Genomic DNA, 25,867 nt, shown 5'->3' with positions numbered 1-25,867 from the left:
GACCTTCGCTGCGGGACAGAAGATAATCGTGCAGGCTGCGGGAGTGGACCATAAGAACTTGAAAACCCGATTGTTTGATCAATAAATACAGACTTCAGGAAAGCACGCATTCGCTGTGAGCTTTCTGAATGTCAGCCTCGGTTCTCAGCCTGCCGCAAAGCTACTTGCAACCGATCCACTTCTCATCTTCTATTGGCGCTAGTGTTCTGAATCTGACGCAAAGTACCCGCTACTGTTGCCATGGTGGCTATGATGGCGCAAGCAATGCGAGGTGGGTCATCTTGTCATGAGGGCATCTTTTGTCAGGTGCTGAACACTAGCTAGGGTCCTAGATTTTCCAAATAATGGTCCGGGCCAATTCGGAAATGCGTTTGGTATTCGCCAAAATTACCTCCGGAGTAAGCGCCTCAGCGTTCTCAAGAATTTCAGGCAGCTTGTAGCCGTGCTCCTTTAGGATGAGCTTTTTTTCCTTGAAGTCGTTAGTCGAAAGCTTCTCGTTAGTTTTCGAATCCACTAGGACCAAATTGCCGATTTGGCCAATGGTCTCATGGTCCTCATCATTTTTTGAGCTCGATTGCGGCAAGAGATGCTCAATTGTTAGGTCTTCAGTGTCACCTCTGAAGGGTTGGCCCTCGTGAATGGCGACCTTTTTTAGAATATATTGAACCAAAGCTTTTTGAGACGAATGTTTACTTGTGTAAATTACTTGCTGAAACCCTGCATCAAACTCTATGTCGGGAACCTCCCGATCACGCAGTTTTCCAACTAATTCGGCGATTGCCTGAGCCGCTCCACTACTGTCAGTCGTCTCGAATATCGACCTTCCGAAAGATGAATACATTCCGGAAATGCCGCCTGATGATCGTGATGAGGTTATCGCATTAAAGGAGAAGTGAAATTTTTCGATATTGCTGAGTGCGTTTCTTAAGGCTCGGTACTTGATCTGCTTATCCCTGTAGGCTCTCACCAATGACAAGATACCCGGCGCAGGCTGAACGACCTTGAAGGTTCTCAATGCAGCCAACGAGCGCGAGGCTTCCTTTTCACTCTTCGACCATAGATAATCTGTATCAAAAATCGAACGCCATTGCTCTGCGTCGGATACAAAACGGTTCAAGTGAGACTTCGCATTTTTCTTGTTCACTGTGTCCTTCACCTTGTGAAAAACCTTGGCTTTCGTGGCAAAATCATACCGCGACTGCCATGAGTGTACGATAAAGGTATCCGGGTCCAATTGGACCGGAGAACTCTTGATTGTGTCGTGTACCTTGCCCCACTTTTGCTTCACTTGGTCGACTTCACTGGCAGCCTTGATAAGCTTTGCAAAATGGTTCCTCAGCAAGTCTGCAAGTGCAAGGTCTTTCCCTCTTGTATTGAGGGTTTCAAAGATAAGATATGCATCGTCCTCGTTGTCGAGCGTCACCAAAATAAGGTTCAAATCAAAGACCGTATCTCTCAGCATTGACAACCAATCAGCCGCGTCTTTGCTGTTGTCTTCGGCAGTCTGTTCCTTGTTGGATAGGTATTCAGCGAGATTCTGGCCGATTCTTTCCTTGAAGATGTTATAGGCTTTTTTTATCGCTTCTTCTTCGCGGCCAATTTCAAATGGAACTTCAGCATCATCGCTCTTTAGAATTTCTTCCTGCAAAAACGGAAAGGAAGATTCAGTCTTTAAGACGTACACCGTTTTATTTTCACGATCTTTCTGTTCGATATATGCTTGCAGACCATCTGCAAGTTCGGGCCTACCCAATTTCTTAAATGCTTCTCGCATAGCGCAGAGCAGAATGGTGATTGTGGTGAGCCTTTGTTGCCCATCAACTACAGCAAGAGTTGACCGCTCAATTTTGTAAACGACCATAGCACCAATGAAGTAAGGCTCCGTCATGTTGTCCATGATGTCGTCCCAAAATTCAGAAACATGGTCGGGTTCCCACGAATACTCCCTTTGAAAGCGCGGAATCAGAAAAATATTCCCCTTCAGAAGCTCGTCCACGCGCTTGTCTTGCGATTCAATTTTCATGGCCCGCCCTTCCCTCAATTCTGTGGTTCATAGTCACATTAACTGCGCGAAGAATGCACCGCAATGATTTTGCCGCGCCATTGCAAATGGCCTTTAAGGTCCATAAATGGCGGACATACATGAATGGCAGCAATTCGAAAGCTGCAACGCAGCGCTGGCGGTTGAACCGAGGCCTGGTTTGGGCCGGGCGCAACGATGGTTCCTCCTAGAAAACCGGGGCAGTCGCTGCATCGTCGAAAGGCGATCGAGCGCGCCTATGTCTGTTGCGACGATCTGGATGTGGGCTAGCTTCCTTCCTCAGGAAGGGAAACAAGATATACGTGAGAGCGTCGCGCATAGGGAAGCAACATGCAGGTACCGCAGTTCAATACATACTACCCTTCCATTGGAGATATGAATCGAGATCAAAAACGTTTCTATCGGCGCTTCAGCAGTGCCGTTGAAGCTGGTGAATATGTCGACGTCGAAGACCAAATTTCATACGTATTCTGTTACGCGTACCAAGAAATTGATCAAAAGAACCCTCAAAAATCGCTTCGCTCGCTCTCGAGACTTGCCAATTTGTACAAAGACCATCCGAAGTTGCCGAGTTACCTAAACGGTTGGGCGGCCGACTGCGCCATTTTGATCAACGAACTGGATTTGGCACTTCAACTTCTCCCAGAGCCGCAGTTGGGCGCGACGTGGGGGTTAACTGCAAATACTCAGCTCAGCCTAAAATACGCATTGAACATTCCACCTGCACCGCGCGAAATGATTGCCGTCGTTGGCCCGAAGGTAACGAAATACGGGCGTGAAAACCTGGAAGATATTGAACAATACCTTGGCGTTCTGCTCAAAAAAATGCGGTCGCGATCCAGTGATCTAATTTCCGATTGGATTAGGGACTACCAGGTTCACAGTACGGCCTTCGATCCGTTTAATGGTGTGCCGTGTAATCATCGGCCTCACCCAAAGTTTACAGTTTACCATTTCAGCAATCGCGACGAGTTCAGAGATTATGTTGTCGACTTGATCAGGCAGGCTGAGAACGCTCTCAGAGTGGATAAAGGACTTCCGCGCATCGGAGAGGGCTGGATTTCCGAGACTCATCTTTATTACCAGTTAAAGGATGCCTTCAGCGAGCACCAAGTACTGCAGCACGCACGACCGTCGTGGCTGGGGCGTCAGCACCTCGACGTTTTTTTTCCAGAGTTGTCCGTCGCAGTCGAATTTCAAGGAGAACAGCATGATAGGCCAATCGAATTTTTCGGTGGACAGAAGGCATTCGAAGAAAACCAACGGCGAGACAAGAGGAAACGCGCGGCCTGTAAACGCAACGGGGTTGCGCTTTTTGAGGTACGCAAAGGTTACGACATCGATCAACTCATTTTAAATATCAGGGCATCGGGCTTATGAGATGCCCGACGGAGGGCGATAAAAAACGCCAGCTTTACGCCGCACGGATGCACTTATCCATCCTTTGAATATGCAGCCGCAGCGAATGGCTCCTTCGACGGGGCCGCACCGTAGCGACGTTAGGTTATGACGGATGTCGGCGATGGGCCGTTAGCGCTCTACTATTCGCAGAGATAAGCGTCTGCGTGGCTAACCGTGCCATCGTCAGATGAAACAGTCTGTGTGAGCACGAAGGCGTTGCCGCCTCGTTCCGCCACAGAGTTACGGACCTTATTTAGGGCACTTTGCGCGTCGCCAGCGGAAGTCCAACCAAAATACTCAACCCCAGAAACTGGACTAATGAATGAACATTTCTCAGCAGCAGAAAGCGAAATTTGTCTGACAGAGTATGCATGTTCGGTAAGTTCTGTGCTGCAAGCGGCAAGAGAACAGCAAGTTACAAAGGTCACAGTCAACATTCGCATTTAATTGGCTCTTCAAAATTTAGCGGTTGCAGAACACTGCATCAACAGCAATGCCTCGACAAGATCCATCGGTAGCTTTTGGGTAGAGACGTTCTTAGTTGGAAAGTCGGATCGGGGCCCAGAGAGACCTCTTGATAGAGAAATCCCCCTCGCGTTCATGTGTGGTATTTTTCAGAAAATGGTCAATCTTTCAGTCTAAACATTCACGCTACGTTCTCACAGTATTCGTGCGAAATCTAAACACAATACCATATAAATTCAGACACATACCTAGTTTTGCAAATCCGTGTACACCGGTTCGATTCCGGTACTCGCCTCCACGGGTAGCACAGCCACTCATATTATTTCCGCGACAACACGCGAAATTCCATATTGGGTACTCGTTGGCCGGTTCGTGCGGCTGCCCGTCTTCTCAAAGGTTAAAGTGCGGCCGTGGGATCAGGGGGCGAAAACTCTAAGGCGGTGGAAAGCTCCGCACGCCCACATACGCAGTATCTGCACCACGTTCTCCAAGCTTTGATCGCCCGCATCACGCTCGGTTTAGTTCCGGTATATTCTTCTTCCGCCTGCTCCCCCGTCAACAGCTTCCAGCCAATTTCGTCCCTCAATTTTGATCCATTCGAGGATCGGGCGCGTATTGCTATCAAACGAGCAAAGTTTTTGATCTGGGGACAGTACTCATGAACACCATCGGCCTCACGCTTAGCTGCTTTGCATTTCTGCTCGTAGCGTTCCCGTCCTTCGCAGATCTTCGGGTGCAATTCATCGAGGGTGCCCCCAAGGATCGGTTTATTATCGAAAATCTTGGCGATTGTGACCTTGGCGCCGTGGATATTGTCATCGACGTTTCCGCGTCAGAAGCTGGTTTGATCTTCGACACCACGGGAGCGAGCGAAGGTGTAGGAGTGTTTCAGCCTTTCGAAGTTACGAAAGGCGAGCAGTACCTTTTAGAGCCACCCAATATCTCAGATGCTGATCAGCGGGCCACGTTGAATGTGACTGGCCTTGGCCAGGGTGAGGCGGTTGCATTTACTATTGATGTCGACGACACGGCTGGGCAGCGCGGGATCACTGTATCCGCTGGTGAAATCAGCGGCACCTCGGTCACGCTTCTCAAGGGTAACCGATCATATTCTGCGGTGATGGACACCGATGCGCAGGTTGTCGTGGAGACAGAACCTTGCAGCCCATAATTCACGACACCTATATAAAAGGTGGGACTTCCATCCCGCATGCGTTTGAGGCGACGTGGCGCGACATTGGTCCGTTCTTTGACGATGGCGGAGCGTTAAGGTTTCGCGGCCCGAGACCGGACAGGTCTCGAATGTCTCCGAAAGTTGGCGTCCCGCAAGGTTTAGTCAGCGCCAGATCGGCAGGAATGGGCAGGCTATGAAATTACGCCTGATACTCGGCGACCAATTAAGCCGAAACATCGCCAGCCTTGTCGGCGTAGATGCGCAAAACGATATCATCCTAATGTGCGAGGTGCGCAGCGAGGCGACCTACGTCAAACATCACAAGAAAAAGATCGCATTCATCTTTTCTGCGATGCGCCATTTCGCGGCCGAGCTGCTCGCTGAAGGGTTGAATATCCATTACGTCAAATACGACGCCCCCAATAACGCAGGCTCCTTGGCCGATGAAGTGGCGCGCACCGTTGCGCGATACGATATTGACGAAGTCATTGTGACGACCCCAGGCGAGTACCGACTTGTGGAAGACATCAAGGGATGGTCCCAGCGGCTAGGAATCACGGTGACAATTAAAGATGACAACCGCTTTCTCAGCTCGCCAGCCGAGTTCGCCGATTGGGCTGAAGGTCGCAAGCAGATGCGGATGGAATTCTTTTACAGGGAAATGCGTCGCAAGTATTCAATCTTAATGGACCACAACGACCCAGTTGGTGGCCAATGGAACTACGACTCCGAAAATCGCAAGCCCCCTGCTGCTGGGCTTAACCTCCCGCCAACCTACAAGGCGCGGCCAGACGCAGTGACCCAAGAAGTCCTAGAACTCGTAGAGGCCCATTTCCCTGACCATTTCGGGGAATTGACGCCGTTCCACTTCGCGGTCACCCGAGATCAGGCCGTTATAGCCCTTGAAGAGTTCGTCGACCGACGGTTGAAACTATTCGGCGATTACCAAGACGCCATGCTTCAAGGCGAACCGTGGATGTATCACAGCCACATCGGCCTCTATCTTAACTGCGGCCTGCTCGACCCGCTTGAATGCATCGAGCGCGCTGAAGCTGCGTATCACGCCGGCGGCGCCCCCCTGAATGCCGTCGAGGGTTTCATACGGCAAATTCTCGGTTGGCGTGAGTATGTCCGTGGGATCTACTGGCTGAAGATGCCGGACTACAAAACCGCGAATTTCTTCAACGCGAAACGCGCCTTGCCGGAGTTTTACTGGAGCGCTGAGACCCAGATGAATTGCCTGCGCCAATGCGTCACCGAAACCAAGCAGAACGCCTATGCGCACCACATCCAGCGACTGATGGTCCTTGGGAATTTCGCGCTGATCGCGGGGCTGGATCCGGATGAGGTTAACAACTGGTATATGCTGGTGTATGCCGATGCGTATGAGTGGGTCGAATTGCCCAATGTGTCGGGCATGATCCTCTACGCGGATGGCGGTCTGCTTGCGTCGAAGCCATATGCAGCCAGTGGCGCATATATCAACAAAATGTCGAACTATTGTCGGTCTTGTAAGTACAAGCCTTCGGTTAAGAACGGGCCCACAGCCTGCCCCTTTAATTACCTTTATTGGGATTTCATCGCCCGCAATGATGGCAAGCTGCGTGGAAACCCCCGCATGGGGTTCATGTATAGAAGCTTGGACCAAATGAGCGACGAGAAGCGGCAAGCCATTCGGGATGACAGCCGCCGTTTCTTCAACGCAATTGAAGCCAATGAAAAAGTCTGACCTGCCGCAAAAGACCTGTGCCACCTGTGGCCTGCCGTTCACTTGGCGCAAAAAGTGGGCGAAGGTTTGGGATGACGTCAGATACTGCTCTGACCGGTGCCGCCGCGCGCGACCATCAGCCAAATCAACCACAGGTACGTCGTGCCAATGACAACGTCGGCCCTCTTTTCAGGTGATCAAGCCCCCTCGGAAACGGTCACGTTTGAGCCGACCCGCACCGCCGGGCTTGAGCGTCTAGAAAAATTTGTGTCACGCACAGGCGCGCATTACGCATCGCTGCGCAACTATGATTTCGGACCGCAAAACTGCAGCTCTGTCTCGGCACTTTCGCCGTGGATCAGACACAGATTGATCACGGAAGAAGAGGTGCTCGCCGCAACCTTGGCGCATCACAGCCCAAGTGCCGCGATGAAGTTCATCCAAGAAGTATTCTGGCGGAGTTATTTCAAGGGCTGGCTAGAGCAGCATCCGAGCGTTTGGTCGAGTTATAAAAATGGGCTTCAGACTGCATTAAGCACGCTGGAGACGAACGCCGCCGTTAGATCAGACTACAGCGACGCGACTGCGGGCCGAACAGGTATCGCGTGTTTCGATCACTGGTGTGCGGACCTTCAAGAAACGGGGTACTTGCACAACCACGCCCGCATGTGGTTCGCGTCAATCTGGATATTCACGCTGCGTTTACCATGGGAATTGGGGGCCGATTTCTTCTTGCGCCATCTGCTTGACGGCGACCTAGCATCTAACACGCTCAGTTGGCGTTGGGTGGCGGGATTGCACACGAAGGGAAAGACTTATCTGGCGCAGCCTTCCAACATCGCAAAATTTACCAATGACCGTTTTGAGCCGACCGGCCAGTTGGCGACACATGCTGCCCCCTTGGTTGAACACGTTGATCATCCGCGTGTCCCACTGCCCCAGCTTAAACCACTATCGGCAGAGCGACATTTGCTGCTGATCACACCGGAAGATTGCCATCCTGAGAGTACTGAGCAGGGATCACCAGCGGGCGTGATAGGCCTTGTTCCCGCATCGCGGCGGCAAAGTGATCGTGTAGCAGCATTCCAGAAAAGTGCCGTCGAAGATGCTGTGGCGCGGTCGAATGGGACGGGTGCGGTCCATGTGGCGGAAAGCGATTGGGCCGAAATCATCATCGACGGAGCCAAGCGCGCAGAAACTACGCATGTCGTTACACCGTGGACACCGGTGGGCCCTGTCGCATCCAAACTCGAAGCCGTGCGCGCCCAGTTGGAGGCGGCAGGCCTTCACCTACATCAAAAACAGCGCGCTTATGACACGCAAACGTGGCCACACGCCAACAAGGGCTTCTTCAGGTTAAAAAAGAAGATCCCGATAATCCTCAACGAGCTTGGGCTGGTAACGTCATAGCCTCCATTGGCGCCATGTGGTGTTTGCCATTGCTCATGACCCGCGGCAGTTGCCGTGCGTGGCATCCGCCTTTGGCCGGGCGAAGGCCCGTATCGATGCCAGTGTCGACCGCCTGCTGGATGCCCTTACGGGCGACGCCGTAGACATCAGCCACAACCTGCCGCTCCGCTCAACCCCGCGTCACGCACCATCGCAAACGGTGCCACTATCGGAGTCATTATGGCCCCACATGCATACGACACGACCGTGACCCCCGTAACGATCGGCCAGCTGCGCCGGTTTGGACTAAGTCCAGTTCGGCACATCCCCACCTGGCAGGTATTGCCGCGCTATCATCGGTTGGCGGTAATCGACCGAATTTGCATCGCAAAACGCTGTCACCCAGCTGTCGTCCATCAATAGAAAGTCCAGCACCGACCCAAGAAACGCGGGATCGGAGGCTTGGGCCCGAACGCTGTCGATGGAAGAGCCGCTCGACCCCAAGAAAACGCCCATCATATCGTCTGAGGCCGCAAGCCAGCCCAAAACGGACAGGGCGAGTTCTTCGGCTTTTTGCGGCGTCATTCTGAGGGCACTCCTAACAGGTAAGTGTTTCTTAACACTTGGCAGATCAGACTGACTGCATTCAAGAGGCGATTCCAACTTTGAAGGCGAGGCGCGCAGATGGTCGGACGAATACTTGTCGTTGATCCAGTCCCAACCAATCGGATGGTACTACGGGCGAAGTTGTCACTCGCCCATTATGAGGTCAGTGTCGTAGAAAGCGTCGCGCAAGCGCGCGCGGCCTTTGCAGCAAATCGGTATGAGGTTGTTCTGCTATGCAGCACCTTAATTTGCATACGGTCAACGGCGCCTGACTGTGCCCTGAGCTGGATGAGCGATGCGCGCGCAGCCCATAACATGGCCACCGCCTTCGTATTTATGCGCACAGGTCCGGCGGCGGACGATAAAATGTGTACCCTCCTCGACAGATGTTTGCGCGCGGGAGCATCCGACCTGTTGTGGCGGCCATTCAATGAAGGCGTATTGCTTGCCCGCATCCGCAGCCTAATGCGCGACAACGCAGCGCCCCGTGATTTACATATTCAGTCGGCCGAGGGCGACTTAACACCGGCGGACAACGGACGGGAAGAAGGCCTAAAGACGCTGATCTTCAGCACGGAGATTGCGCCGGATGAAGCCGCTCAGCCGACCACGCTGGATCCTAGCCCCATTGATGCGATAAACCAGTCCCGCCAAGCCGAAGACAAGATATGTGCCGTCCCGCTATCTACGCTGATGCGGCCCGACGCCCGCCCAAGCGAGCCTGACGTTGTCGTGCTGCTCACCCGAACAAAAAGCGTAGAACACGCCTTGTCCGTCATGTCCCAAATGCGCTCGCGCAGCCATATGCATGATGTTCGGATCATATTGTCGCTTCAATGCCCCAGCCCAGAGCAGTTAGCGCGGGCCTATGACCTTGGCGCACATGACGTCGTGACTGACAGCACCCCGATCGGTGAACTGGCCCCACGTATTGACAACCAAGCTCGCATCGCTTGCCAACTGCAACGCCACAAACGCGCGGTCCGCGAGGGGCTGAAACAAGCCATGACCGACCCGCTAACTGGGTTACATAATCGCCGGTACGCCGCCCAAAAACTACGCGGAATGCAGCGCACCTGCCTGTCCAACAACACCAACTTTGCTATCCTTGCCTTCGATGTGGACCATTTTAAAGGCGTGAATGATCGCTACGGTCATGCGGTGGGGGACATCGTCCTGACGTCACTCGCACAAACCCTACGCCAAAACTTGCGCAGCGGCGATCTGATCTGCCGTACGGGCGGTGAGGAATTTTTGGTCGCCCTGCCCAACGCCGGACAGGACGAAGCCGCAGCAACTGCCGACCGCTTACGCAAAGCCGTGGGCGCAATGGACATCACCGTGAAGGCAGGCCTCGCGCCGTTGCATGTGACCGTAAGCATCGGCCTTTCGGTGCAAGACGGTCGCGTTGCGATACCCGATATGTTGGAGCAAGCAGACCGCGCATTGTATGACGCAAAGTCCCGCGGCCGGAATGTCGTCGCTATTGCGACGGCGGCGTAGGCGCTACGTCACCCGCGCGCTACTTCCTATCCGATTTGCGGCGCCTCGCCCCCTTCTCCAGCGCGTCATTCAGCCGCTGGGCATAGGCCGCGCGGCGCTCCGGCGACATGGCAGCGATATGCTCCACGAGAGCGGTTTGCATTGCGTCCGCGCTACCCTTGATCACGTGTTGCTGCTCAAGCAACACATTGGCGAAAGCCTGTTTGTCGAAGGGCGTCTGCACTAGCAAGTCCGAGGCTTTTGCCGCCAACGCTCCAAGCTCCGCGCGGATTTCGCGCCGCTGCGCTTTACGGTCCGCCCGCATGAGCGCACCGACCGCCCGACGATCCGCTTTCTCCAGAGCGTGGCCATATATACCGATCGCGACACTACTACCGCTGCGGTCCGAATATCCCTTAGGCGGACGCCCCCCCCCTTTTATCATCGCGCCTGCCACCGCCCCGATCACCAATACGTTGACGGCAAGCGAGGTAATCAGGGCCAATTTCACCCTACGCGGCATAGGTGCCTTGATCTCTTCCATCGCCATCACCCTTCCTCAATCCAGTAGACATCGCCCAGCATGGCGTGGCTCATCACGCCGTCCGTCTCGAAACTGTCTTCAACAGCGGCAGACGTCCATCCCGTCGGCACATCAGGGTTTATAAAGCCCAAGTAGACCCCAGCGCAGGCGCAGGCCGCAAGGCCGCCCAAGGCAGGCAGGCCGCCGATATCATCAAACAACTGCCGCCACCAAGGTGATCGCGCCACAGGTGCGGCCGCATTTTGCGCATCGAAACCGGCCTGTGTTTGGGCCGCGTCCTGCACGATGCGCGACAGGATCTGTGCGGAGGGCACTGGACTTTCTGCACGCGCCAGCGCGAACAGATCATCTAACTCGGCATCCGCCTCGGGGGTTAATTTCAGATCATCGCTCATGATGACAACTCTTCCTTTTGAGACGTAAGCAGCTTTGCCAACGTCCGTTTCCCGCGGGCTGTCAAACTCTCGACCGCCTCCACGCTAATCTCCATGACCTGCGCAATATCAGGGTTCGCCTGCCCCTCGATGTGACGCAAAATCACCGCTTGCCGTTGCCGCTCCGGCAGTTGCGACAGGGCCGCATCCAGTGCTGCCAAACGGTCCGTCTCTATCATCCGCGCCTCGACCGATGGCGTGGGATCCGGCGGCTCCGCCATATCGTCCAACCCGACGCTCACCTTTTGGCGCTTGCGCAGCCGGTCGATACATAGGTTGTTCACCACGCGGTAGAGCCATGTGGCAGGCTTTGCTTCGCCCGGACGCCACTCTGGTGCGACCTTCCACAGGCGTAGCATCGCGTCTTGCACGACGTCCTCAGCCTCCGCTAAATCACCGAGCATACGACGCGCGAAACTCAGTGCGACAGGGGACAAGCGGGCCGTCAACGTCTGCGCGGCCGCGCCGTCGCCATTGGCGAACAGCACGATCAACGCATCATCATCCAGTTGATCCGACTGATCCAGAGCCATATCCATCCCGCGCGACGTTAACCTATTGTGAGTGGCGGGGCGACCAACTTTGACCGCCCCAAACCAAAGTTACTTCTTATGTTTGCCGCCGCGATGCTTCTTACCCATCTGCTCAAATTCGGCTTTGGAGATTTCACCGTTGCCGTCTTTGTCCATGCGCGAGAAGCCCTTGCCTTTGCGTTTGCCACCGGCATCCGCCATTTCTTCTTGGCTCAACGTGCCATTTCCGTCGGTGTCCATACGTTCCATCATCTTATCCAGACGACGGATCATGCGGTCTTCTTTGCCGGATTTCATTTTCGCTTCCAGCTCATCACGTGACAAAGCGCCGTCGCCGTTTGTGTCAGTCGAAGCGAAGCCCGCAGCGCGGTGCGCTTGCATTTCGGCCTCTGTCACGCTGCCGTTGCCATCTGCGTCCAACTCTTCGAATGTAACGCGCGGTCCGTGGCCGCCTTTAGCTTGTGCCATCATCGGCGTCAGCGCCAAGGTAAGGCCCACGCCCGCAAGAATGAGTTTTGACTTCACGTTATCTACCAATAGTGCCATGTGTGTGGTCTCCAGTTTTGGTCATTCGGGAACCGGTCTTGGTCGCCGTTATGCACCTTTAACGAACCACGGCAGGAACTCCGTCGCGGCGCGGGGAAAATAAATCGAGACGCCCGCCCCCGAGACATCCTGTCACCCTGCGCTCACCGCCACTGTCGCGTAATGTGCGCATTCAGAACAAAGGTAAGATCGACATGGCCATCGAAGACATAACCGCACAGACCGACCGCGAGTTGAAACCCGCATTGCTGCGAGGCTGGCGCAGGCAGTGCCCCTCTTGCGGTCAAGGCCCTATGTTTTCGGGCTACCTAACGGTGCGTGACGAATGCCCTGTGTGCCATGAGCCGATGAGCCACCACCGCGCGGACGATGGCCCTGCCTATCTGACGATCCTGATCGTGGGGCACCTGATGGCGCCGCTGTTGCTTTGGACCTTCTTCGAGTTCGAGCCCGATCCGCTGGTCGTCGCAACAATCTTCACGGTAGGGTGCGTTGCCCTCTCGCTCTATTTACTGCCCCGACTGAAGGGGGCGGTGGTGGCCTTGCAGTGGGCCAAGCGGATGCACGGCTTCAAAGACAGTCCAGCCCCCAGCGTTAACGGTTGAAGCTACGCCTCACTCGGGCCAGAGTGCGGGCATGATAGACACACCAATCCGAGACGCGGCGAGCGTCGTGCTTGTGCGTGACGCAGCGACGGTTCCGAAAATATTGATGGGCCAACGCGGCAAGACTGCAGCGTTCATGCCCAATAAATACGTGTTCCCAGGTGGTGCGGTCGATCCGGAGGACGCGCAGACGCAGGTTGTCGGCAAAAAGTCCGAGATTTGCCAAAACCGTCTTGGCCCATTTGGCCCTGCCCTGCTTGCGGCAGCCTTGCGCGAAACATGGGAAGAAACAGGCCTCGCGCTGAACGGCTGCGACGGATTGCACTACTTCTTTCGCGCCATCACCCCACCCGGCCGCCCACGGCGCTTTGATGCCCGCTTTTTTCTGGGTAATGCAGACGCGCTGATCGACACCGACCTTGATGACTTCTCCAAAGCCAGTGACGAGTTGAGCCACCTGCATTGGGTTCCGCTACCGGACGCACGGGCGTTAAACTTGCCGTTCATCACAGAGGTGGTGCTGGCAGAGGTGGAAGCTCTTTCTAAAACCGACGCACCGCCGGCCAGCGTGCCGTTTTTCGACAACAGCACAGGTGTGTCGCGTTTCCTTCGAATTTCCTAGCACTTGCGCGCCAATGTTCCGATTCTAGAAACAGTTTCACAATCCTGCCCTATTTTGTTGCTAGCGCACAGGGACCATGAGTTTGACTGACAGCATCCCAACGCCCCCGCCGCATGTTTTGGCGGCCTCGAAACGCTCGTGGCGTGATCGGGTTCTATTTTGGGGCCTGCTGGTTTTGTTTGTCGTCGGACTTATCGGGCTTGTCACTGCCACTGGCTGGCGCGAGACGTGGCAAGAATTGCAAAAGCTGACGGTCACCCAGTTTGGCGCGTTGCTCGCTCTATCGCTGATCAACTATGTCCTGCGCGGCGTTCGTTGGCACTTTCTCGCAGCAAGGCTTGGCGTGAACCTGTCGCTGCACACCTCTTTACTGCACTTTATTGGTGGCTTCGCCATGACCATCACCCCCGCGCGAGTCGGAGAACTTGTCCGCCTTCGGTGGATCAGGCGGATGACCGGATGGACGCTGGAACGGCTAACACCCCTCCCCCTTGCGGACCGCGCTTTTGACATGGCTGCGATGGGGTTGGTCTTGGGTGGCGGCGTTCTGATCTCAGGCCAAGGCGGGCTTCGTGCGGCCCCCGTGGCCGCCGCGGCAATTGTCACCGCAGTTATCGTGACCCGCCCCATGTTGCTCAAAAGAATTGTGGAAGCGCTCTTTAGCCTCGTCAACCGTTGGCCCCGCCTATTTGCCACCCTGCGCCAATCGGCGCGTTCCATGGGCTTGTTCAGTCAGGCCGGCACCTCCATTCCCGCGCTGATCCTCAGCGCAGTGGGGTGGCTGGCCGAAGGGTTCGCGCTCTATCTCCTCTTGAAATGGATGGGTGCGGATATCGGAATTGCAGCGGCGACAACCATCTTCTTGTTCTCCACATTGGCGGGCGGTTTGACCGGCGCGCCGGGCGGCTTGGGTGGCGCAGAAGCCTCAATGGTTTTCTTGCTCTCCATGAGCGGTGTGCCCCTTCATGTGGCCGTCGCGGCCACCACGGTTATCCGCATCACTACACTTTGGTTCGCGATAGCCCTCGGTGCGCTGACCTTTCCTTTTGCCGAAGCATTCTCAAATAAGTCGAAAATGATATGATCTGGAACACTCTTACCTACACAGGCTGGGGCCGCGTCCACAGCGCCACCGCCAAAGTCGCCCGCCCAGAGCGGACCTCCACGCTTGCCGCTGCCCAAAGCGAACAAAGCGCACCAGCCTTTGGCATGCGCCGGTCTTATGGCGACTCCTGTTTGAACGACGGCGGCCACGCTCTGGATATGACCCGCATGGATCGGCTGTTGGATTTCGACCCAGAGACTGGCATTCTGGAGGTGGAAGCAGGCGCACGCATCGGTGATATCGCACGGCGCTTCGCGCCTGATGGGTGGCTTCCCGCCGTGATGCCGGGAACCGGCTTCGCAACCATCGGCGGCTGCATTGCCCATGATGTGCACGGTAAGAACCACCATGGCGCGGGATCCTTCGGCCAGCATGTCACGGAAATCACTTTGATGAATGGCGGCAAACTCCAAAAGGTCGGACCGTCCAAAGGCGCTAAACTGTTCCGTGCCACCGTCGGTGGTATGGGACAAACGGGCGCGATCGTCTCCGCAAAGATCAAACTGCTGCCGTGCAAAGGCGACGTGATCACCGTGACGGAACGGCGGATCGAAAACCTAGATCACTTCCTCGAAGCCTTGGACAACTCTCAATCCACGTATACCGTCGGTTGGGTCGACGCGACCGCGAAGGGTGAAACCCTCGGGCGCGGCATTCTGGAAGAAGCCGAAACCGGCTACGGCCTCGTCCCCGACGCCAAGCGCGCCAAGTCGGTGCCGTTCAACGCGCCCAAATGGGCGCTCTCCAATCCGGTGGTCCGACTGTTCAACGCATCCTATTTCCGGCGCGTGCCGGAAGATGGCCGCACCAGTGTGAAGCCCATCACCGAATTCTTCTTTCCGCTGGACAAACTTCTGGAATGGAACCGCCTGTACGGGAAACGCGGCTTCCACCAGTTCCAATGCGTCGTTCCGATTACGGAGGCCACAGTTCTGCGCGTGATGCTAGACAAGATCGGGCGCGAAGGCCTCGCCTCCCCGCTCGCGGTGATTAAACGCATGGGGCCGGGCCGTGCAGGCCTGATGTCCTTCCCCATGGAAGGCTATACCCTCGCCGTCGACTTCCCCAATCGCGGGGCCGCAGAAGCCCTCATCGCGGAGCTTGAAGAAATCGCCAAGAACGCAGGCGGGCGTATTTATCTAGCCAAGGACGCGACGTTGTCGCCCGCGCATGTACGCTCCATGTATCCAGACGTCGCAAAGTTCGCCAAGCTCATCACCGAAATAGACCCTAACGGGGCCTATGAAACAGACCAAACCCGCCGCTTGAACATCCGGAGTCACGCATGACCGAAACTTGGATCATCCTCGGGGCCACGTCCTCTATGGCGCGCGCCTTCGCTCGTGCAGTTGCGCGAGACTGCGCGAATGTCATCCTCGCAGGACGCGACGCGAAAGATCTGGACGCCAGCGCGGCGGACTGCCGCCTGCAAGGCGCTCCCTTTTCTCAAGCCGCTCGCTTTGACGCCCGCGACGCCAACACTTTCGCCCCGATTATAGAGAGCGCCACAGCGCTGGAGGGGATGATCAACGTCGCCGTGTTCGTGGGCTCCATGCCGACGCAAGACCAGATCGACGCAGATCCGTCCCTGATCGCGGGCACCGTGACCGACAATTACGCTGGGCCAGCCGCCTTCTTGCAAATGATCGCGCCCCACATGGAAGAACGCGGCGGCGGGACTGTTGCTGGTGTGGGCTCCGTCGCGGGGGACCGCGGGCGCATTGGCAACTATGTATATGGGTCGGCCAAAGCAGGCTTTCACACCTACCTGAGCGGTCTGCGCAACAGGCTCACCCGCAGTGGCGGGCATGTCGTCACCGTAAAACCAGGTTTCGTGGACACCGCCATGACGTGGGGGATCGAGGGGATGTTTCTCGTCGCCACGCCGGACAAAATCGCCGCCGATATCCTGAAAGCCGTGGAGAAGCGCAAAGACGTGATCTACACGCCGGGGTTCTGGCGCCTGATCATGGGGATCATCAAGGCGATCCCTGAACGACTGTTCAAAAAACTCAGCGTTTAGAAGCCAAAGGCGTTTTGGAACAAACCTGCCGCATAGAACATCAAGGTTAAAGCAAACAGGATCAGCGATATTCCGTGACGGTCGCGCATCGCAAAAACAATCGGATCGTAATCCTGTTTGCCCTTATACCCAAGCGACACCATACGAAACAGCCACCCACCGATGGGCAACATCGCCACCCACAGCAGCCATTGCGTGGGATAGAGCGAGCGGGCTTGCTCCGTAAACGTATACAAAAAGAACACCATCAATGCGCCAAACATGCCCAACCCTGCAACGTTCAGCAGGTCCGACCTGTCCGGGCGGCCGTAGCCACGTCCGGGCAAACGGTCGTCGGACGTGGCCAGCGTCAATTCCGTCAGCCGCTTAACGCAGCCCAGTGTGACAAAAACGGGGAAGATAAAGACCAGCATGTAGCCTGTCACATAGACCTGCGCCGCCGCCGCCCCCGCCACGACTCGTATCGTATACAGCGCCGCCAACGTCGCGATATCGACCCAGCGCATACGCTTTAGCTTGAGTGAATATGCCAGCGACAAGATCATATAGAGCACAACAACGCCCAAGAAGGCCGCGTTCAACAGCGCCGCAACACCCAACGCCACAGCCGCAAGGCCGAGCACCGCAAACATTCCCGTCTTCACCGGCAATGCCCCGCTGGCAAACGGGCGCTTGCGCTTCGTTGGGTGAAGTCGGTCGGCGTCTATATCAAGCAAATCATTGACCAGATAGATGCACGAAGCCGCCGCCGAGAAGGACACAATCGCCAACAGCACGGGTAGAAAGGCCGAAAGCCCGAAATTATGCGCCGCGATGATGGGCAACAAAAGTAGCACGTTTTTCACGTATTGGTGCGGGCGCATGGCTTTGATCAGGCTGGCCCAAGACCAGCCGCCGGGCAATTGCGTGACCGCGTGCCCCTCATCCTCCAAAGCCGCGCGTGCCGCAGGCTGGTCGCCAACCATGATAACGTCGTCGGCCTTCGTCCAAACCGCAACGTCGGATGCGTCGTTGCCCGCGTAATGAAAACCGCGTTCGCCAAAAGCTTCCACCAACGCGTCCGCCTTTGCCTCACCTTTGAGGTTATTCACGCCATCCGAGGCAAAGACGCGGCCGGATAGCCCATGGTGCGCTGCCAATGCAGTGACCAAGCTTTCGTCCGAGGCAGAGGCGAGTATCACCTCGTGCCCCTGCTCCGCTGCTTGCTGCGCCATGTCGCGCACGTTTTCATCAACGGGCATCAGATCGACACGGCAATCCGCGAGCGCCGCCAACTCGGCCTTCAACCGCGCGCGGTCCGACAGGTTGCCTGCCGCCACGCGCAAGGTATCGATGGGCGCACGCCCCATTGCGGACCAAAAGGTCTCGAACAACATATCGGTGCGCAAGAGCGTCCCGTCGACATCCAAAATCAGTGGTTTGCGTGTCATAGTCTAGCCTTTTGTCCGAAATACGCAGCCGTCGGAGACCAGTTCTGGCGGCGACAGGCACATGCCTCTGGCCACTTTCCAGGCCGCCAGAACTTTTGGCACATAATTTCGCGTCTCAGGATACGGCGGAACGCCTTTGTGTTTCTTCACGGCATTCTCGCCAGCGTTGTAACCCGCCAACGCAAGGATCGGGTCGCCAGCGAATTCCGTCATCAACCACTCAAGATACGCCACGCCGCCCTTGATGTTCTGGACGGGGTCGGTGCTGTCGGTCACGCCAAAACGCGCCGCGGTGTCGGGGATCAGCTGCATCAGGCCTTGAGCGCCTTTGTTACTTTCAACAGCGACACGTCCACCTGATTCCACCGAAATCAGCGCGAGAACGAATGCGGGCGATATCTTCTTGTTCAACGTCTCCAGCAAAATCGTCGTCCCGTGCTGGCTTGCGATGGCCTGCATTGTCTCCAACCGCGGCGCGGCGACCGCACTCCCCTTGGGGGCCGTTCCAAGGCTCGCCACAGCGTGCGTGAAGCGCCCGGGGCCGGAAGCCTCTATCGATGGCGACACGGCTTGCCAGAACCAATCCACTTTCGACGGTGCCTTAGGTGCCGCCCCTTTCGGGGTCGCCGCGACTTTGGGCGTCTTGGGCTTTGGTTGTATCTGGATGGTGATCAGCTTTTTCGCGCCCTTACTGGGCGGCGCAATTTTCTTGAAGGTAAAGTTACCCCCAAATGCAGGTTTCAGCTCTGCAGCGTTACCTGAGCCCGCTACGCATAAACACAGTAGCAGAATAATCTCGCGAATTTTAATCGACATGAGCCTGCCCGACTTGCCGTTGGTATTTTTCTTTTTCCAGACCATCGCAGAAAAAGGGCGTTGACACCACCTGATCTGCGCAACAATCGAAACCCTGTGCCAGCATTGACGCAGGTTATGGGACAGCGCGGGGGCGTGTTTTGCCCGAAATCACATTAAACTTCTTTCAAATCAACATGATGAACGAATTTCAGCGCATTTATGTAAGGGTGCGAAAAAGGTACCATTCGTGCCCCAATCTGGCCCCGATTGAGGAAGATACATGCTGCATACCAAGACGGCGACACAGTCTAGAACAGAGGCTGGCTGGGTCGATCAAGCGTCAGGTTAACTTGGAAACTGACTTATTACATCCTTGGAGGGATATACTATGACACTGAACACAATGATCAAATCTTTCGCAGCAGACGAATCCGGCGCAGTAACTGTTGACTGGGTTGTTCTGACCGCAGCTCTCGTTGGCCTGGGCATCGCTGTTATGGCTTCTGTTTCCGACGGTTTGGAAAAGCTGTCCGGCGACATCGAAACACAGCTGACTACGCAAGGCGTATCTGCAGCATTCTAAGCTGCCTGTCGCCTACTACGGCGATTTGGATATTGGGCCGCGTTCTTCGGAGCGCGGCCTTTGTCGTTCTAACCAGCCTCTACGCTCTATTCTTTCCGTTTGGTTAAGAAAAGGTACCATTCATGCCCCAATCTGGCCCCGATTGAGCGCGATACATGCTGCATACCAAGGCGGCGACACAGTCTAGAACAGAGGCTGGCTGGGTCGATTAAGCGTCAGGTTAACTTTGAAACTGACTTATTACATCCTTGGAGGGATATACTATGACACTGAACACAATGATCAAATCTTTCGCAGCAGACGAATCCGGCGCAGTAACTGTTGACTGGGTTGTTCTGACCGCAGCTCTCGTTGGCCTGGGCATCGCTGTTATGGCTTCTGTTTCCGACGGTTTGGAAAAACTGTCCGGCGACATCGAAACACAGCTGACTACGCAAGGCGTATCCGCAGCATTCTAAGCTGCCTGTCGCCTACTACGGCGATTTGGATATTGGGCCGCGTTCTTCGGAGCGCGGCCTTTGTCGTTCCCCCTCTGCCCCCAATACCCGTGTGTGGCTTGGTTAAGAAAAGGTACCATTCGCGCCCAATTCTTGCCCCGATTTGACGCGATAAATCGGTGTTATGACGTCGACGCAGTCTAGAACAGAGGCTGGCTGAGTCAAACGTACGTCTTGTGAACTTGGAAACTTACCAAACTAAATCCTTGGAGGGATATACTATGACACTGAACGCAATGATCAAAAATTTCGCAGCAGACGAATCCGGCGCTGTAACTGTTGACTGGGTTGTTCTGACCGCTGCCATCGTTGGCCTGGGCATCGCCGTTATGGCATCCGTATCCGACGGTCTGGAAAAACTGTCCGGCGACATCGAAACACAGCTGACAACACAGGGTGTGACAACCACATTCTAAGTTGCTCGTCGCAATTCGCGACGCAGATATCGGGCCGCGCTCTGCATAGGGCGCGGCCTTTGCCATTCCCCTTCCAGTTGAACCCAGGTGCGACAACAATGATCCATTGCCGCCAAACTTTTGCCGTTATCGCCTGCAATATTTCATTACAGTAAACAGTTAGTCACACGCCTAACCATTTACTCTCCGACGCCACGACGAAGAAAGACATGCCATGAGCTTTAAGATGCAAATCAAGACCTTCGCCGCCGACGAAACCGGCGCCATCTCTCCTGAAATTGTTGGGTTGGGCGGCGTAATCTTTGTCTTGGGCATATTCGTTGTCGCTGGCGTCATCAGAGGCGTTGAGGATCTGGACCACGCTGACAACTACCAAGTTAAGCAGCAAGACATCATCTCTACCTTCTAAGCGGCTCAAGGCCAGCGACGGCGCACGGGCGGGAAACAAACCGTTTCCACCAAAATCGCGAATTATGGCAAAACCGCCATAATGCTTCCAATTTTCGCCTTATTTGACTGCAATACCTCCTATTTACGGGCGCACCGCGTCCGTTCTGTCGGAGAAGAGTATGAAATACCTAGTGTCCCGTTTTTTGGGAAGCGAAACCGGTGCCGTTACACTCGACTGGGTTATCCTGTCGGCCGGAATTATAGGGTTAGCGCTGGCCTCGATGGGGGTCGTCATTGGTGGCACGCAGGACTTAACCGGCGACGTCGACGGCAACCTCAGCAATCAGACGGCCACCACCTCGTTCTAGTGGGTGACGCCGCCGTAAAACCTCACCCACTCCCATATTTCGCCGCAATCAACCTGCATAACGGGACCAGATGAGTGAGCCCTGCCCGACAAATGCGGCAGGACGTTATATAATATGAAAAGGGGCAAAAAATGCGGATGGTTTTCGGGTTAGTGCTAATCGTGGGCGTGGCCTTGGCAGGTTTCGCGGCCTTCATGGCAAAAAACAGATTCGACCAATATCAGGCCAAGGTGGCCGCTCAGGAGAAACTGCTGAAAAGCAACGTTCCCCTAGAGGCCGTCTTCACCGTCAAGCGTCAGATCGCATACGGCGAAACGCTGACGAAAGAAGACGTGCAAATCATCGCATGGCCGAACAACGCCATCCCAGAAGGCGCATTCCAAGAGGGTGAAGTGTTGTTCCCGCCGACCGGCGAGCTGCGCACGGTGCTGCGCGTTATGGAAAAAGACGAAGCCGTTATGATCAGCAAAGTAACAGAGCCGGGCGAAGATGCTGGCGTGTCCTCACGCCTTGCAAAAGGTATGCGCGCTTTCGCGCTGCGAGTTGACGTGTCCTCCGGTGTTTCGGGCTTCTTGCGTCCAGGTGACCACGTGGACGTTTACTGGACCGGCAATAGCCAAGGTCGCGAAGTGACCAAGCTGATCGACACCCGTTTGAAGCTTATCGCGGTTGACCAAACTGCTGACGGCGACCGCTCCGCACCAACGATTGCGCGCACGGTCACAGTTGCCGCCTCCCCGAGTGAAGTTGGCGCATTGGCACAAGCCCAATCGACTGGCCGCCTGTCCCTGTCGCTCGTTGGCGCTGGTGATGACACCGAAGTTGCAGGCGTAGAGGTTGACCAAAATCAGTTGCTGGGCATCCGTGAAGAGGCCGCAGTAGTAGAAAAGGCCGCACGGGTTTGCACAATCAAGACGCGCAAAGGCGCCGAAGTGATCGAAATGCCGATCGCCTGCACCAACTAAACAAATCATCATACTAAGATGACCCTGCGGCACCCTATATTGGGTGCCGCAACTATGTCTGCCACTACAATTAGCGTGGTGTTGCGACAGGCCCACATAAAAGACGCGCGATAAACACCTGATTCTTGCAATAAATTTCGAATTCGCGCATGGTTCTCGTGAAAATGGGCATAAGACCCGTTCCCCCCAAGTGATCAGAGAGGCAGATCACAATGATATTAAAGCAGTTTTTCTGCGCAGGCCTGTTCGGCCTAGCGTTAACGACGTTTGTACCAGAGGCTGGGTTCGCGCAGAACCTGAAGATCACCAATCAGTCGACGGCCCGCAAACTTAACGTTTCAATCAACAGCGCCGTGGTCGTCGAAAGCGACGTGCCATTTGCTGAACTCTCCGTGGCCAACCCTGCCATCGCCGACATTGCAACATTGTCGGACCGCACGATCTATGTGTTGGGCAAGGCCCCCGGGCGCACCACGCTAACCCTTCTGGGTGCAGACGGTCGCCTGATCACAAACGTATCCGTGCGCGTGTCGCCGGATCTTTCCGAGTTCAAAGAGCGCCTCCGCGAAATCCTTCCAGGTGAGAACATCGAAGTGCGCACAGCGAACGACGGCCTCGTGCTGTCCGGGACTGTGTCCAGCATCTCCAAACTCGACCGCGCCCTTGATCTGGCGGAGCGTTACGCGCCAGATGCGGTATCCAACCTGATGAGCGTTGGCGGAACACAGCAAGTTATGCTGAAGGTCCGTTTCGCTGAGATGACGCGCTCGGTCTCCAAAGACCTGTCCGCCAGCCTAGGCTTCCAGACAGCCGGCGGCACCTTCGGCGCGAATGGTTTCACAAACACGCTCCAAGCCGGTAGCAACCCTACCACGGCATTTCCGGCTGACGGCAGCGCAGGTACCGCGACCTCAACCCGCGAGCGGAACGGCGTCTTCTCCTTCGGCTTCGGCAGTGGCAGCCTTCGCGCCATGGTCGTTTTGGAAGCCCTAGAGACCAAAGGCCTTGTGCGCACGTTGGCGGAACCCAACTTGACCGCCCTCTCCGGCCAAGAAGCGACGTTCCTTGCGGGCGGCGAATATCCGGTGCCTATCTCTGAAGACGGTTCTGTCAGCATCAGCTATAAACCGTTCGGTGTGGAGCTTAGCTTTACCCCGACAGTGCTCGACGAGGACATCATCAACCTCAAGCTGGACACCGCGGTGTCGGGCATTGACCCGTCGGTCGTCGTGGTAAACGACAGCTTCTCGGTCAACGCCTTCTCTAAACGCGCATCCTCCACGGTTGTGCAGTTGCGCGACGGCGAAAGCTTCGCAATTGCGGGCTTGTTGAAGGATGACTTCACCGATCTGGCTGGCCAAGTTCCTTGGCTGGGCGACATTCCAGTGCTGGGCGCGCTTTTCCGCTCTGCCAACTACGAGCGTCGCCAATCGGAGCTGGTCATCATCGTGACCGCGCACCTTGTGACGCCAACGCATGGCAACAGCCTTGTTCTTTCAACCGACCGCATCCGCCCTCCTACCGAACGTGAGTTCTTCTTGAACGGTAAGATTGCTCGTGAAGTTCGCGCACGCCGCACCCCGACTGGTGAAGTGGCACGTCAGGACTTCTCCGGCTCATATGGCTATGTTTTGGAGTAATATCAGATGCTTAAATCTTCCTCTACGATCGCTCTGATCGCCGTACTGTCGGTTGGCATGACAGCCTGTACCGGTTTCGACAATGAAATCGGCGCCAGTGTCGACGAAGGTGGCTTCGGCAACCCGACCATGACCAACACGCTGATCTCCAACGGCACGATCTCCGTTGCTGAAACACTGGGCCGCCGCTTTGCAGCCGACGTGAACACCGAGGTCAACTTCGAGTTCAACTCCTCCAAACTGGATGCGAACGCACGGGCTGCCCTAATGGAGCAGGCGGATTGGATCCGTCAGTTCCCAGAAGTTAAATTCCGCGTCTATGGTCACACCGACTTGGTCGGCTCGAATGCAGCGAACAAAGCCTTGGGCTTGCGCCGCGCACAAGCGGCCGTGCGGTTCCTGACCAGCCAAGGCATCAGCCGCGCGCGGCTTGAGGCTGTGGCCTCCTTTGGCGAGACCCGTCCGGTCATTCCGACCGAGGCCCCTGAACGCCGCAACCGGCGCACAGTGACCGAAGTTAGTGGTTTCTCAAACGGACGCAAAGCGACGCTTCTGAACGGCAAATATGCTATTCTTGTGCAGCGCGAGTACGTTCAGACCGCAAAGAGCGACGAAACTCTCGCACGGGAACGAATAGTTCAATAACGGAAATAATACCTCAGTTTTTCGGTAATTTCGCCCCATTGTCGCCCCTTTTCCTAAGCATTCCTTGTCATGAGATAAGCCACAATCCGGCATAAAACGGCTTGTTGGTTTTAATACCGCAAACAGTTGGCAGGGGCGCCACCCTACTTAGGGCGCCCTTGCTGACACGAACCCGGCCGTGTTTTGGCCAAATGGGATTCTAGGCATGACGAGCAATGTAGCTTTACAAACTGAACCGGCGCCGATTTCCGCCTGTACCGTCGCCCGCGACGTGCAAAACTTCGATCTTCTGATTGAGGACATGGAAACTGAACTGGGTGAGGCGTGGGGCGACCTTAGCTTCGAGGATGCCAACGCATACTTGTCCCAGCCCGACGCCTCGGATCTTTCGTTCATCGCCGTCGCCGTAGACAGCTCCGACGAAGACAACCTGACCCTAGTTGGCGAAATAATCGGCCGCGCCAAAGATATGGATATCAAGGTCATCTTGATCGCCGAAGACGTCTCTCCCATCGCCTTGCACCAGCTCTTGAAGTTGGGCGCGAACGACTTCCTCCCCTACCCCCTCCCAGAGGGCGCGCTGCACGACTCCATCGCGCGCATCGAAGAGCAGGCCGAAATCGCAGAAGTTGCCCCAGTCGCAGCAGAGCTGCCGCCGGTAGCGACCGGCAAAGTCGGCACCAACGATGGTGTCGTGCTTCCGGTTCACGGGCTTGCAGGCGGATGTGGCGGCTCTACCTTCGCGGTGAACCTTGCGTGGGAGCTGGCCACTGTCGATAAGAAAGCCGATGTCAGCGTGTGCTTGCTGGACCTGGACTTCCAGTTCGGTTCCGCCTCCACCTATCTGGATTTGCCGCGCCGCGACGCTGTGCTGGAAATGTTGTCCGATATCGAAAGCATGGACGACGACGCCTTCCGCTCCACGCTCGTAACCTTCAACGACAAGCTTCAGGTTTTGACGGCACCAGCCGACATGATCCCACTGGACATGGTCAGCCCCGATGACATCGAAAAGCTGATCAACACCGCACGCCGCAACTTTGACTACGTCATCGTCGACATGCCTTCGACCTTGGTTCAATGGACGGAAACCGTTCTTGGCATGTCGGACGTCTACTTCGGCATGATGGAGCTTGATCTGCGCTCCGCGCAGAACACGCTGCGCATGATCCGCGCGCTGAAATCCGAAGGGCTTCCTTACGAGAAAATTCGCTACGTCTTGAACCGTGCACCAAAGTTCACGGATCTGTCGGGCAAAAGCCGCTCCAAACGGATGGCCGAAAGCCTCGATATTTCCATCGAATTGCACATGCCAGACGGCGGCAAGCAAGTCTCCCAGAGCTGCGATCACGGTCTGCCATTGGTCGACACCGCAGCCAAAAACCCATTGCGCAAGGAGATCGCAAAACTCGCGCAATCTCTGCACGAAGCAAATCAGGCGGAAGCCACGGGATAAC

At 55.8% G+C, this 25,867-nt stretch carries 29 protein-coding genes; 20 read left to right on the top strand and 9 right to left on the bottom strand.

The window, feature by feature from the left end; all coding sequences use genetic code 11:
- Positions 1–328: 328 nt before the first annotated feature.
- Positions 329–2,023 (bottom strand): DUF262 domain-containing protein, encoded by a 1,695-nt coding sequence (locus BLW66_RS01005; RefSeq protein ID WP_089943650.1) that lies wholly within the window; start codon positions 2,021–2,023, stop codon positions 329–331.
- 348 nt (positions 2,024–2,371) lie between these two features.
- Here BLW66_RS01005 and BLW66_RS01000 point away from each other — a divergent pair, with 348 nt between their 5' ends.
- The 5 genes from BLW66_RS01000 to BLW66_RS00980 all read left to right on the top strand — a co-directional run bounded on the left by BLW66_RS01000 (position 2,372) and on the right by BLW66_RS00980 (position 8,199).
- A complete protein-coding gene (locus BLW66_RS01000; protein ID WP_089943647.1) occupies positions 2,372–3,421 on the top strand; it encodes a PDDEXK family nuclease in 1,050 nt (349 codons plus the stop codon).
- A 1,144-nt stretch (positions 3,422–4,565) separates the two neighbouring features.
- A complete protein-coding gene (locus BLW66_RS00995; protein WP_089943644.1) occupies positions 4,566–5,078 on the top strand; it encodes a hypothetical protein in 513 nt (170 codons plus the stop codon).
- Between the two features lie 196 nt (positions 5,079–5,274).
- The gene (locus BLW66_RS00990) at positions 5,275–6,810 is read left to right on the top strand and encodes a cryptochrome/photolyase family protein (RefSeq protein WP_089943641.1); all 1,536 of its coding nucleotides are present in this window, start codon (positions 5,275–5,277) and stop codon (positions 6,808–6,810) included.
- Positions 6,761–6,961 (top strand): DUF2256 domain-containing protein, encoded by a 201-nt coding sequence (locus tag BLW66_RS00985; protein ID WP_425283316.1) that lies wholly within the window; start codon positions 6,761–6,763, stop codon positions 6,959–6,961. Before BLW66_RS00990 ends, BLW66_RS00985 begins: the two co-directional genes overlap by 50 nt.
- Complete coding sequence (locus BLW66_RS00980; RefSeq protein ID WP_089943635.1) at positions 6,958–8,199, top strand: FAD-binding domain-containing protein; 1,242 nt, start codon at positions 6,958–6,960, stop codon at positions 8,197–8,199. The genes BLW66_RS00985 and BLW66_RS00980 overlap by 4 nt, the downstream gene beginning before the upstream one ends.
- Here the strand turns inward: BLW66_RS00980 and BLW66_RS17830 are convergent.
- Both BLW66_RS17830 and BLW66_RS00975 read right to left on the bottom strand, forming a co-directional pair.
- Positions 8,171–8,353, bottom strand: a complete 183-nt coding sequence (locus BLW66_RS17830; RefSeq protein ID WP_170833358.1) for a hypothetical protein — start codon at positions 8,351–8,353, stop codon at positions 8,171–8,173. The two genes, BLW66_RS00980 and BLW66_RS17830, sit on opposite strands and share 29 nt — an antisense overlap.
- Before the next feature lie 131 nt (positions 8,354–8,484).
- Positions 8,485–8,763, bottom strand: a complete 279-nt coding sequence (locus BLW66_RS00975; RefSeq protein ID WP_089943633.1) for a DUF3572 domain-containing protein — start codon at positions 8,761–8,763, stop codon at positions 8,485–8,487.
- Positions 8,764–9,072: 309 nt separating this feature from the next.
- On the opposite strand from BLW66_RS00975, the gene BLW66_RS00970 reads away from it, so the two are divergent.
- Entirely contained in the window at positions 9,073–10,287 is a 1,215-nt protein-coding gene (locus BLW66_RS00970; protein WP_170833357.1) for a diguanylate cyclase, read from the top strand.
- A 19-nt stretch (positions 10,288–10,306) separates the two neighbouring features.
- Here the strand turns inward: BLW66_RS00970 and BLW66_RS00965 are convergent, their stop codons facing one another.
- The 4 genes from BLW66_RS00965 to BLW66_RS00950 form a co-directional block, all read right to left on the bottom strand.
- Positions 10,307–10,810, bottom strand: coding sequence for a periplasmic heavy metal sensor (locus BLW66_RS00965; protein WP_170833356.1), 504 nt, complete (start codon positions 10,808–10,810; stop codon positions 10,307–10,309).
- A 5-nt stretch (positions 10,811–10,815) separates the two neighbouring features.
- Entirely contained in the window at positions 10,816–11,205 is a 390-nt protein-coding gene (locus BLW66_RS00960; protein WP_089943624.1) for a hypothetical protein, read from the bottom strand.
- Complete coding sequence (locus BLW66_RS00955) at positions 11,202–11,783, bottom strand: RNA polymerase sigma factor (protein WP_089943621.1); 582 nt, start codon at positions 11,781–11,783, stop codon at positions 11,202–11,204. Before BLW66_RS00955 ends, BLW66_RS00960 begins: the two co-directional genes overlap by 4 nt.
- Positions 11,784–11,846: 63 nt before the next feature.
- A complete protein-coding gene (locus tag BLW66_RS00950) occupies positions 11,847–12,323 on the bottom strand; it encodes an EF-hand domain-containing protein (RefSeq protein ID WP_089943618.1) in 477 nt (158 codons plus the stop codon).
- A gap of 194 nt (positions 12,324–12,517) precedes the next feature.
- On the opposite strand from BLW66_RS00950, the gene BLW66_RS00945 reads away from it, so the two are divergent.
- From BLW66_RS00945 to BLW66_RS00925, 5 genes are all read left to right on the top strand, one after another.
- Entirely contained in the window at positions 12,518–12,928 is a 411-nt protein-coding gene (locus BLW66_RS00945; protein ID WP_089943615.1) for a DUF983 domain-containing protein, read from the top strand.
- Between the two features lie 31 nt (positions 12,929–12,959).
- On the top strand, positions 12,960–13,550 hold the full coding sequence (locus BLW66_RS00940) for an NUDIX hydrolase (RefSeq protein WP_089943612.1): 591 nt from the start codon (positions 12,960–12,962) through the stop codon (positions 13,548–13,550).
- Positions 13,551–13,626: 76 nt separating this feature from the next.
- The gene (locus tag BLW66_RS00935) at positions 13,627–14,634 is read left to right on the top strand and encodes a lysylphosphatidylglycerol synthase transmembrane domain-containing protein (protein ID WP_089943608.1); all 1,008 of its coding nucleotides are present in this window, start codon (positions 13,627–13,629) and stop codon (positions 14,632–14,634) included.
- Complete coding sequence (locus tag BLW66_RS00930) at positions 14,631–15,944, top strand: FAD-binding protein (RefSeq protein WP_089943605.1); 1,314 nt, start codon at positions 14,631–14,633, stop codon at positions 15,942–15,944. The genes BLW66_RS00935 and BLW66_RS00930 overlap by 4 nt, the downstream gene beginning before the upstream one ends.
- Positions 15,941–16,678 (top strand): SDR family NAD(P)-dependent oxidoreductase, encoded by a 738-nt coding sequence (locus tag BLW66_RS00925; RefSeq protein ID WP_089943601.1) that lies wholly within the window; start codon positions 15,941–15,943, stop codon positions 16,676–16,678. Before BLW66_RS00930 ends, BLW66_RS00925 begins: the two co-directional genes overlap by 4 nt.
- Here BLW66_RS00925 and BLW66_RS00920 read toward each other — a convergent pair.
- Positions 16,675–18,108, bottom strand: a complete 1,434-nt coding sequence (locus BLW66_RS00920) for a UbiA family prenyltransferase (RefSeq protein ID WP_089943598.1) — start codon at positions 18,106–18,108, stop codon at positions 16,675–16,677. The two genes, BLW66_RS00925 and BLW66_RS00920, sit on opposite strands and share 4 nt — an antisense overlap.
- A gap of 3 nt (positions 18,109–18,111) precedes the next feature.
- Complete coding sequence (locus BLW66_RS00915) at positions 18,112–18,924, bottom strand: lytic transglycosylase domain-containing protein (RefSeq protein WP_089945600.1); 813 nt, start codon at positions 18,922–18,924, stop codon at positions 18,112–18,114.
- A gap of 370 nt (positions 18,925–19,294) precedes the next feature.
- Between BLW66_RS00915 and BLW66_RS00910 the strand changes: the two genes are divergently transcribed.
- From BLW66_RS00910 to BLW66_RS00870, 9 genes are all read left to right on the top strand, one after another.
- Positions 19,295–19,489 carry a Flp family type IVb pilin gene (locus BLW66_RS00910; RefSeq protein WP_170833355.1) on the top strand — a complete coding sequence of 65 codons (195 nt, stop codon included), beginning with the start codon at positions 19,295–19,297 and terminating at the stop codon, positions 19,487–19,489.
- Positions 19,490–19,752: 263 nt separating this feature from the next.
- Positions 19,753–19,947: a Flp family type IVb pilin gene (locus BLW66_RS00905; RefSeq protein ID WP_170833355.1), complete on the top strand. Its 195-nt coding sequence runs from the start codon at positions 19,753–19,755 to the stop codon at positions 19,945–19,947.
- A 260-nt stretch (positions 19,948–20,207) separates the two neighbouring features.
- Positions 20,208–20,402 (top strand): Flp family type IVb pilin, encoded by a 195-nt coding sequence (locus BLW66_RS00900; protein ID WP_089943595.1) that lies wholly within the window; start codon positions 20,208–20,210, stop codon positions 20,400–20,402.
- 214 nt (positions 20,403–20,616) lie between these two features.
- Positions 20,617–20,811 carry a hypothetical protein gene (locus BLW66_RS00895; RefSeq protein ID WP_089943594.1) on the top strand — a complete coding sequence of 65 codons (195 nt, stop codon included), beginning with the start codon at positions 20,617–20,619 and terminating at the stop codon, positions 20,809–20,811.
- 160 nt (positions 20,812–20,971) lie between these two features.
- Positions 20,972–21,160: a hypothetical protein gene (locus tag BLW66_RS00890; protein WP_089943591.1), complete on the top strand. Its 189-nt coding sequence runs from the start codon at positions 20,972–20,974 to the stop codon at positions 21,158–21,160.
- A gap of 131 nt (positions 21,161–21,291) precedes the next feature.
- On the top strand, positions 21,292–22,125 hold the full coding sequence (gene cpaB, locus BLW66_RS00885; RefSeq protein WP_089943587.1) for a Flp pilus assembly protein CpaB: 834 nt from the start codon (positions 21,292–21,294) through the stop codon (positions 22,123–22,125).
- Between the two features lie 212 nt (positions 22,126–22,337).
- Positions 22,338–23,765 (top strand): type II and III secretion system protein family protein, encoded by a 1,428-nt coding sequence (locus BLW66_RS00880; RefSeq protein ID WP_089943584.1) that lies wholly within the window; start codon positions 22,338–22,340, stop codon positions 23,763–23,765.
- A gap of 6 nt (positions 23,766–23,771) precedes the next feature.
- Positions 23,772–24,410, top strand: coding sequence for an OmpA family protein (locus BLW66_RS00875; RefSeq protein WP_089943582.1), 639 nt, complete (start codon positions 23,772–23,774; stop codon positions 24,408–24,410).
- 205 nt (positions 24,411–24,615) lie between these two features.
- Complete coding sequence (locus BLW66_RS00870) at positions 24,616–25,866, top strand: CpaE/TadZ family protein (protein ID WP_089943579.1); 1,251 nt, start codon at positions 24,616–24,618, stop codon at positions 25,864–25,866.
- The last annotated feature ends 1 nt before the right edge of the window (position 25,867 follow it).

Source organism: Litoreibacter albidus (genome assembly GCF_900107015.1).
Lineage (GTDB): Bacteria > Pseudomonadota > Alphaproteobacteria > Rhodobacterales > Rhodobacteraceae > Litoreibacter > Litoreibacter albidus.
The sequence above is the reverse complement of the archived record's forward strand: the minus strand, read 5'-3'. Positions and strand labels throughout refer to the sequence as shown.

Bases quoted from the DNA above. Each gene is read 5' to 3' on its own strand.
- BLW66_RS01005 (WP_089943650.1), bottom strand. From the start codon at position 2,023: ATGAAAATTGAATCGCAAGACAAGCGCGTGGACGAGCTTCTGAAGGGG.
- BLW66_RS01000 (WP_089943647.1), top strand. From the start codon at position 2,372: ATGCAGGTACCGCAGTTCAATACATACTACCCTTCCATTGGAGATATG.
- BLW66_RS00995 (WP_089943644.1), top strand. From the start codon at position 4,566: ATGAACACCATCGGCCTCACGCTTAGCTGCTTTGCATTTCTGCTCGTA.
- BLW66_RS00990 (WP_089943641.1), top strand. From the start codon at position 5,275: ATGAAATTACGCCTGATACTCGGCGACCAATTAAGCCGAAACATCGCC.
- BLW66_RS00985 (WP_425283316.1), top strand. From the start codon at position 6,761: ATGACAGCCGCCGTTTCTTCAACGCAATTGAAGCCAATGAAAAAGTCT.
- BLW66_RS00980 (WP_089943635.1), top strand. From the start codon at position 6,958: ATGACAACGTCGGCCCTCTTTTCAGGTGATCAAGCCCCCTCGGAAACG.
- BLW66_RS00975 (WP_089943633.1), bottom strand. From the start codon at position 8,763: ATGACGCCGCAAAAAGCCGAAGAACTCGCCCTGTCCGTTTTGGGCTGG.
- BLW66_RS00970 (WP_170833357.1), top strand. From the start codon at position 9,073: ATGAGCGATGCGCGCGCAGCCCATAACATGGCCACCGCCTTCGTATTT.
- BLW66_RS00965 (WP_170833356.1), bottom strand. From the start codon at position 10,810: ATGGAAGAGATCAAGGCACCTATGCCGCGTAGGGTGAAATTGGCCCTG.
- BLW66_RS00960 (WP_089943624.1), bottom strand. From the start codon at position 11,205: ATGAGCGATGATCTGAAATTAACCCCCGAGGCGGATGCCGAGTTAGAT.
- BLW66_RS00955 (WP_089943621.1), bottom strand. From the start codon at position 11,783: ATGGATATGGCTCTGGATCAGTCGGATCAACTGGATGATGATGCGTTG.
- BLW66_RS00950 (WP_089943618.1), bottom strand. From the start codon at position 12,323: ATGGCACTATTGGTAGATAACGTGAAGTCAAAACTCATTCTTGCGGGC.
- BLW66_RS00945 (WP_089943615.1), top strand. From the start codon at position 12,518: ATGGCCATCGAAGACATAACCGCACAGACCGACCGCGAGTTGAAACCC.
- BLW66_RS00940 (WP_089943612.1), top strand. From the start codon at position 12,960: ATGATAGACACACCAATCCGAGACGCGGCGAGCGTCGTGCTTGTGCGT.
- BLW66_RS00935 (WP_089943608.1), top strand. From the start codon at position 13,627: ATGAGTTTGACTGACAGCATCCCAACGCCCCCGCCGCATGTTTTGGCG.
- BLW66_RS00930 (WP_089943605.1), top strand. From the start codon at position 14,631: ATGATCTGGAACACTCTTACCTACACAGGCTGGGGCCGCGTCCACAGC.
- BLW66_RS00925 (WP_089943601.1), top strand. From the start codon at position 15,941: ATGACCGAAACTTGGATCATCCTCGGGGCCACGTCCTCTATGGCGCGC.
- BLW66_RS00920 (WP_089943598.1), bottom strand. From the start codon at position 18,108: ATGACACGCAAACCACTGATTTTGGATGTCGACGGGACGCTCTTGCGC.
- BLW66_RS00915 (WP_089945600.1), bottom strand. From the start codon at position 18,924: ATGTCGATTAAAATTCGCGAGATTATTCTGCTACTGTGTTTATGCGTA.
- BLW66_RS00910 (WP_170833355.1), top strand. From the start codon at position 19,295: ATGACACTGAACACAATGATCAAATCTTTCGCAGCAGACGAATCCGGC.
- BLW66_RS00905 (WP_170833355.1), top strand. From the start codon at position 19,753: ATGACACTGAACACAATGATCAAATCTTTCGCAGCAGACGAATCCGGC.
- BLW66_RS00900 (WP_089943595.1), top strand. From the start codon at position 20,208: ATGACACTGAACGCAATGATCAAAAATTTCGCAGCAGACGAATCCGGC.
- BLW66_RS00895 (WP_089943594.1), top strand. From the start codon at position 20,617: ATGAGCTTTAAGATGCAAATCAAGACCTTCGCCGCCGACGAAACCGGC.
- BLW66_RS00890 (WP_089943591.1), top strand. From the start codon at position 20,972: ATGAAATACCTAGTGTCCCGTTTTTTGGGAAGCGAAACCGGTGCCGTT.
- cpaB (WP_089943587.1), top strand. From the start codon at position 21,292: ATGCGGATGGTTTTCGGGTTAGTGCTAATCGTGGGCGTGGCCTTGGCA.
- BLW66_RS00880 (WP_089943584.1), top strand. From the start codon at position 22,338: ATGATATTAAAGCAGTTTTTCTGCGCAGGCCTGTTCGGCCTAGCGTTA.
- BLW66_RS00875 (WP_089943582.1), top strand. From the start codon at position 23,772: ATGCTTAAATCTTCCTCTACGATCGCTCTGATCGCCGTACTGTCGGTT.
- BLW66_RS00870 (WP_089943579.1), top strand. From the start codon at position 24,616: ATGACGAGCAATGTAGCTTTACAAACTGAACCGGCGCCGATTTCCGCC.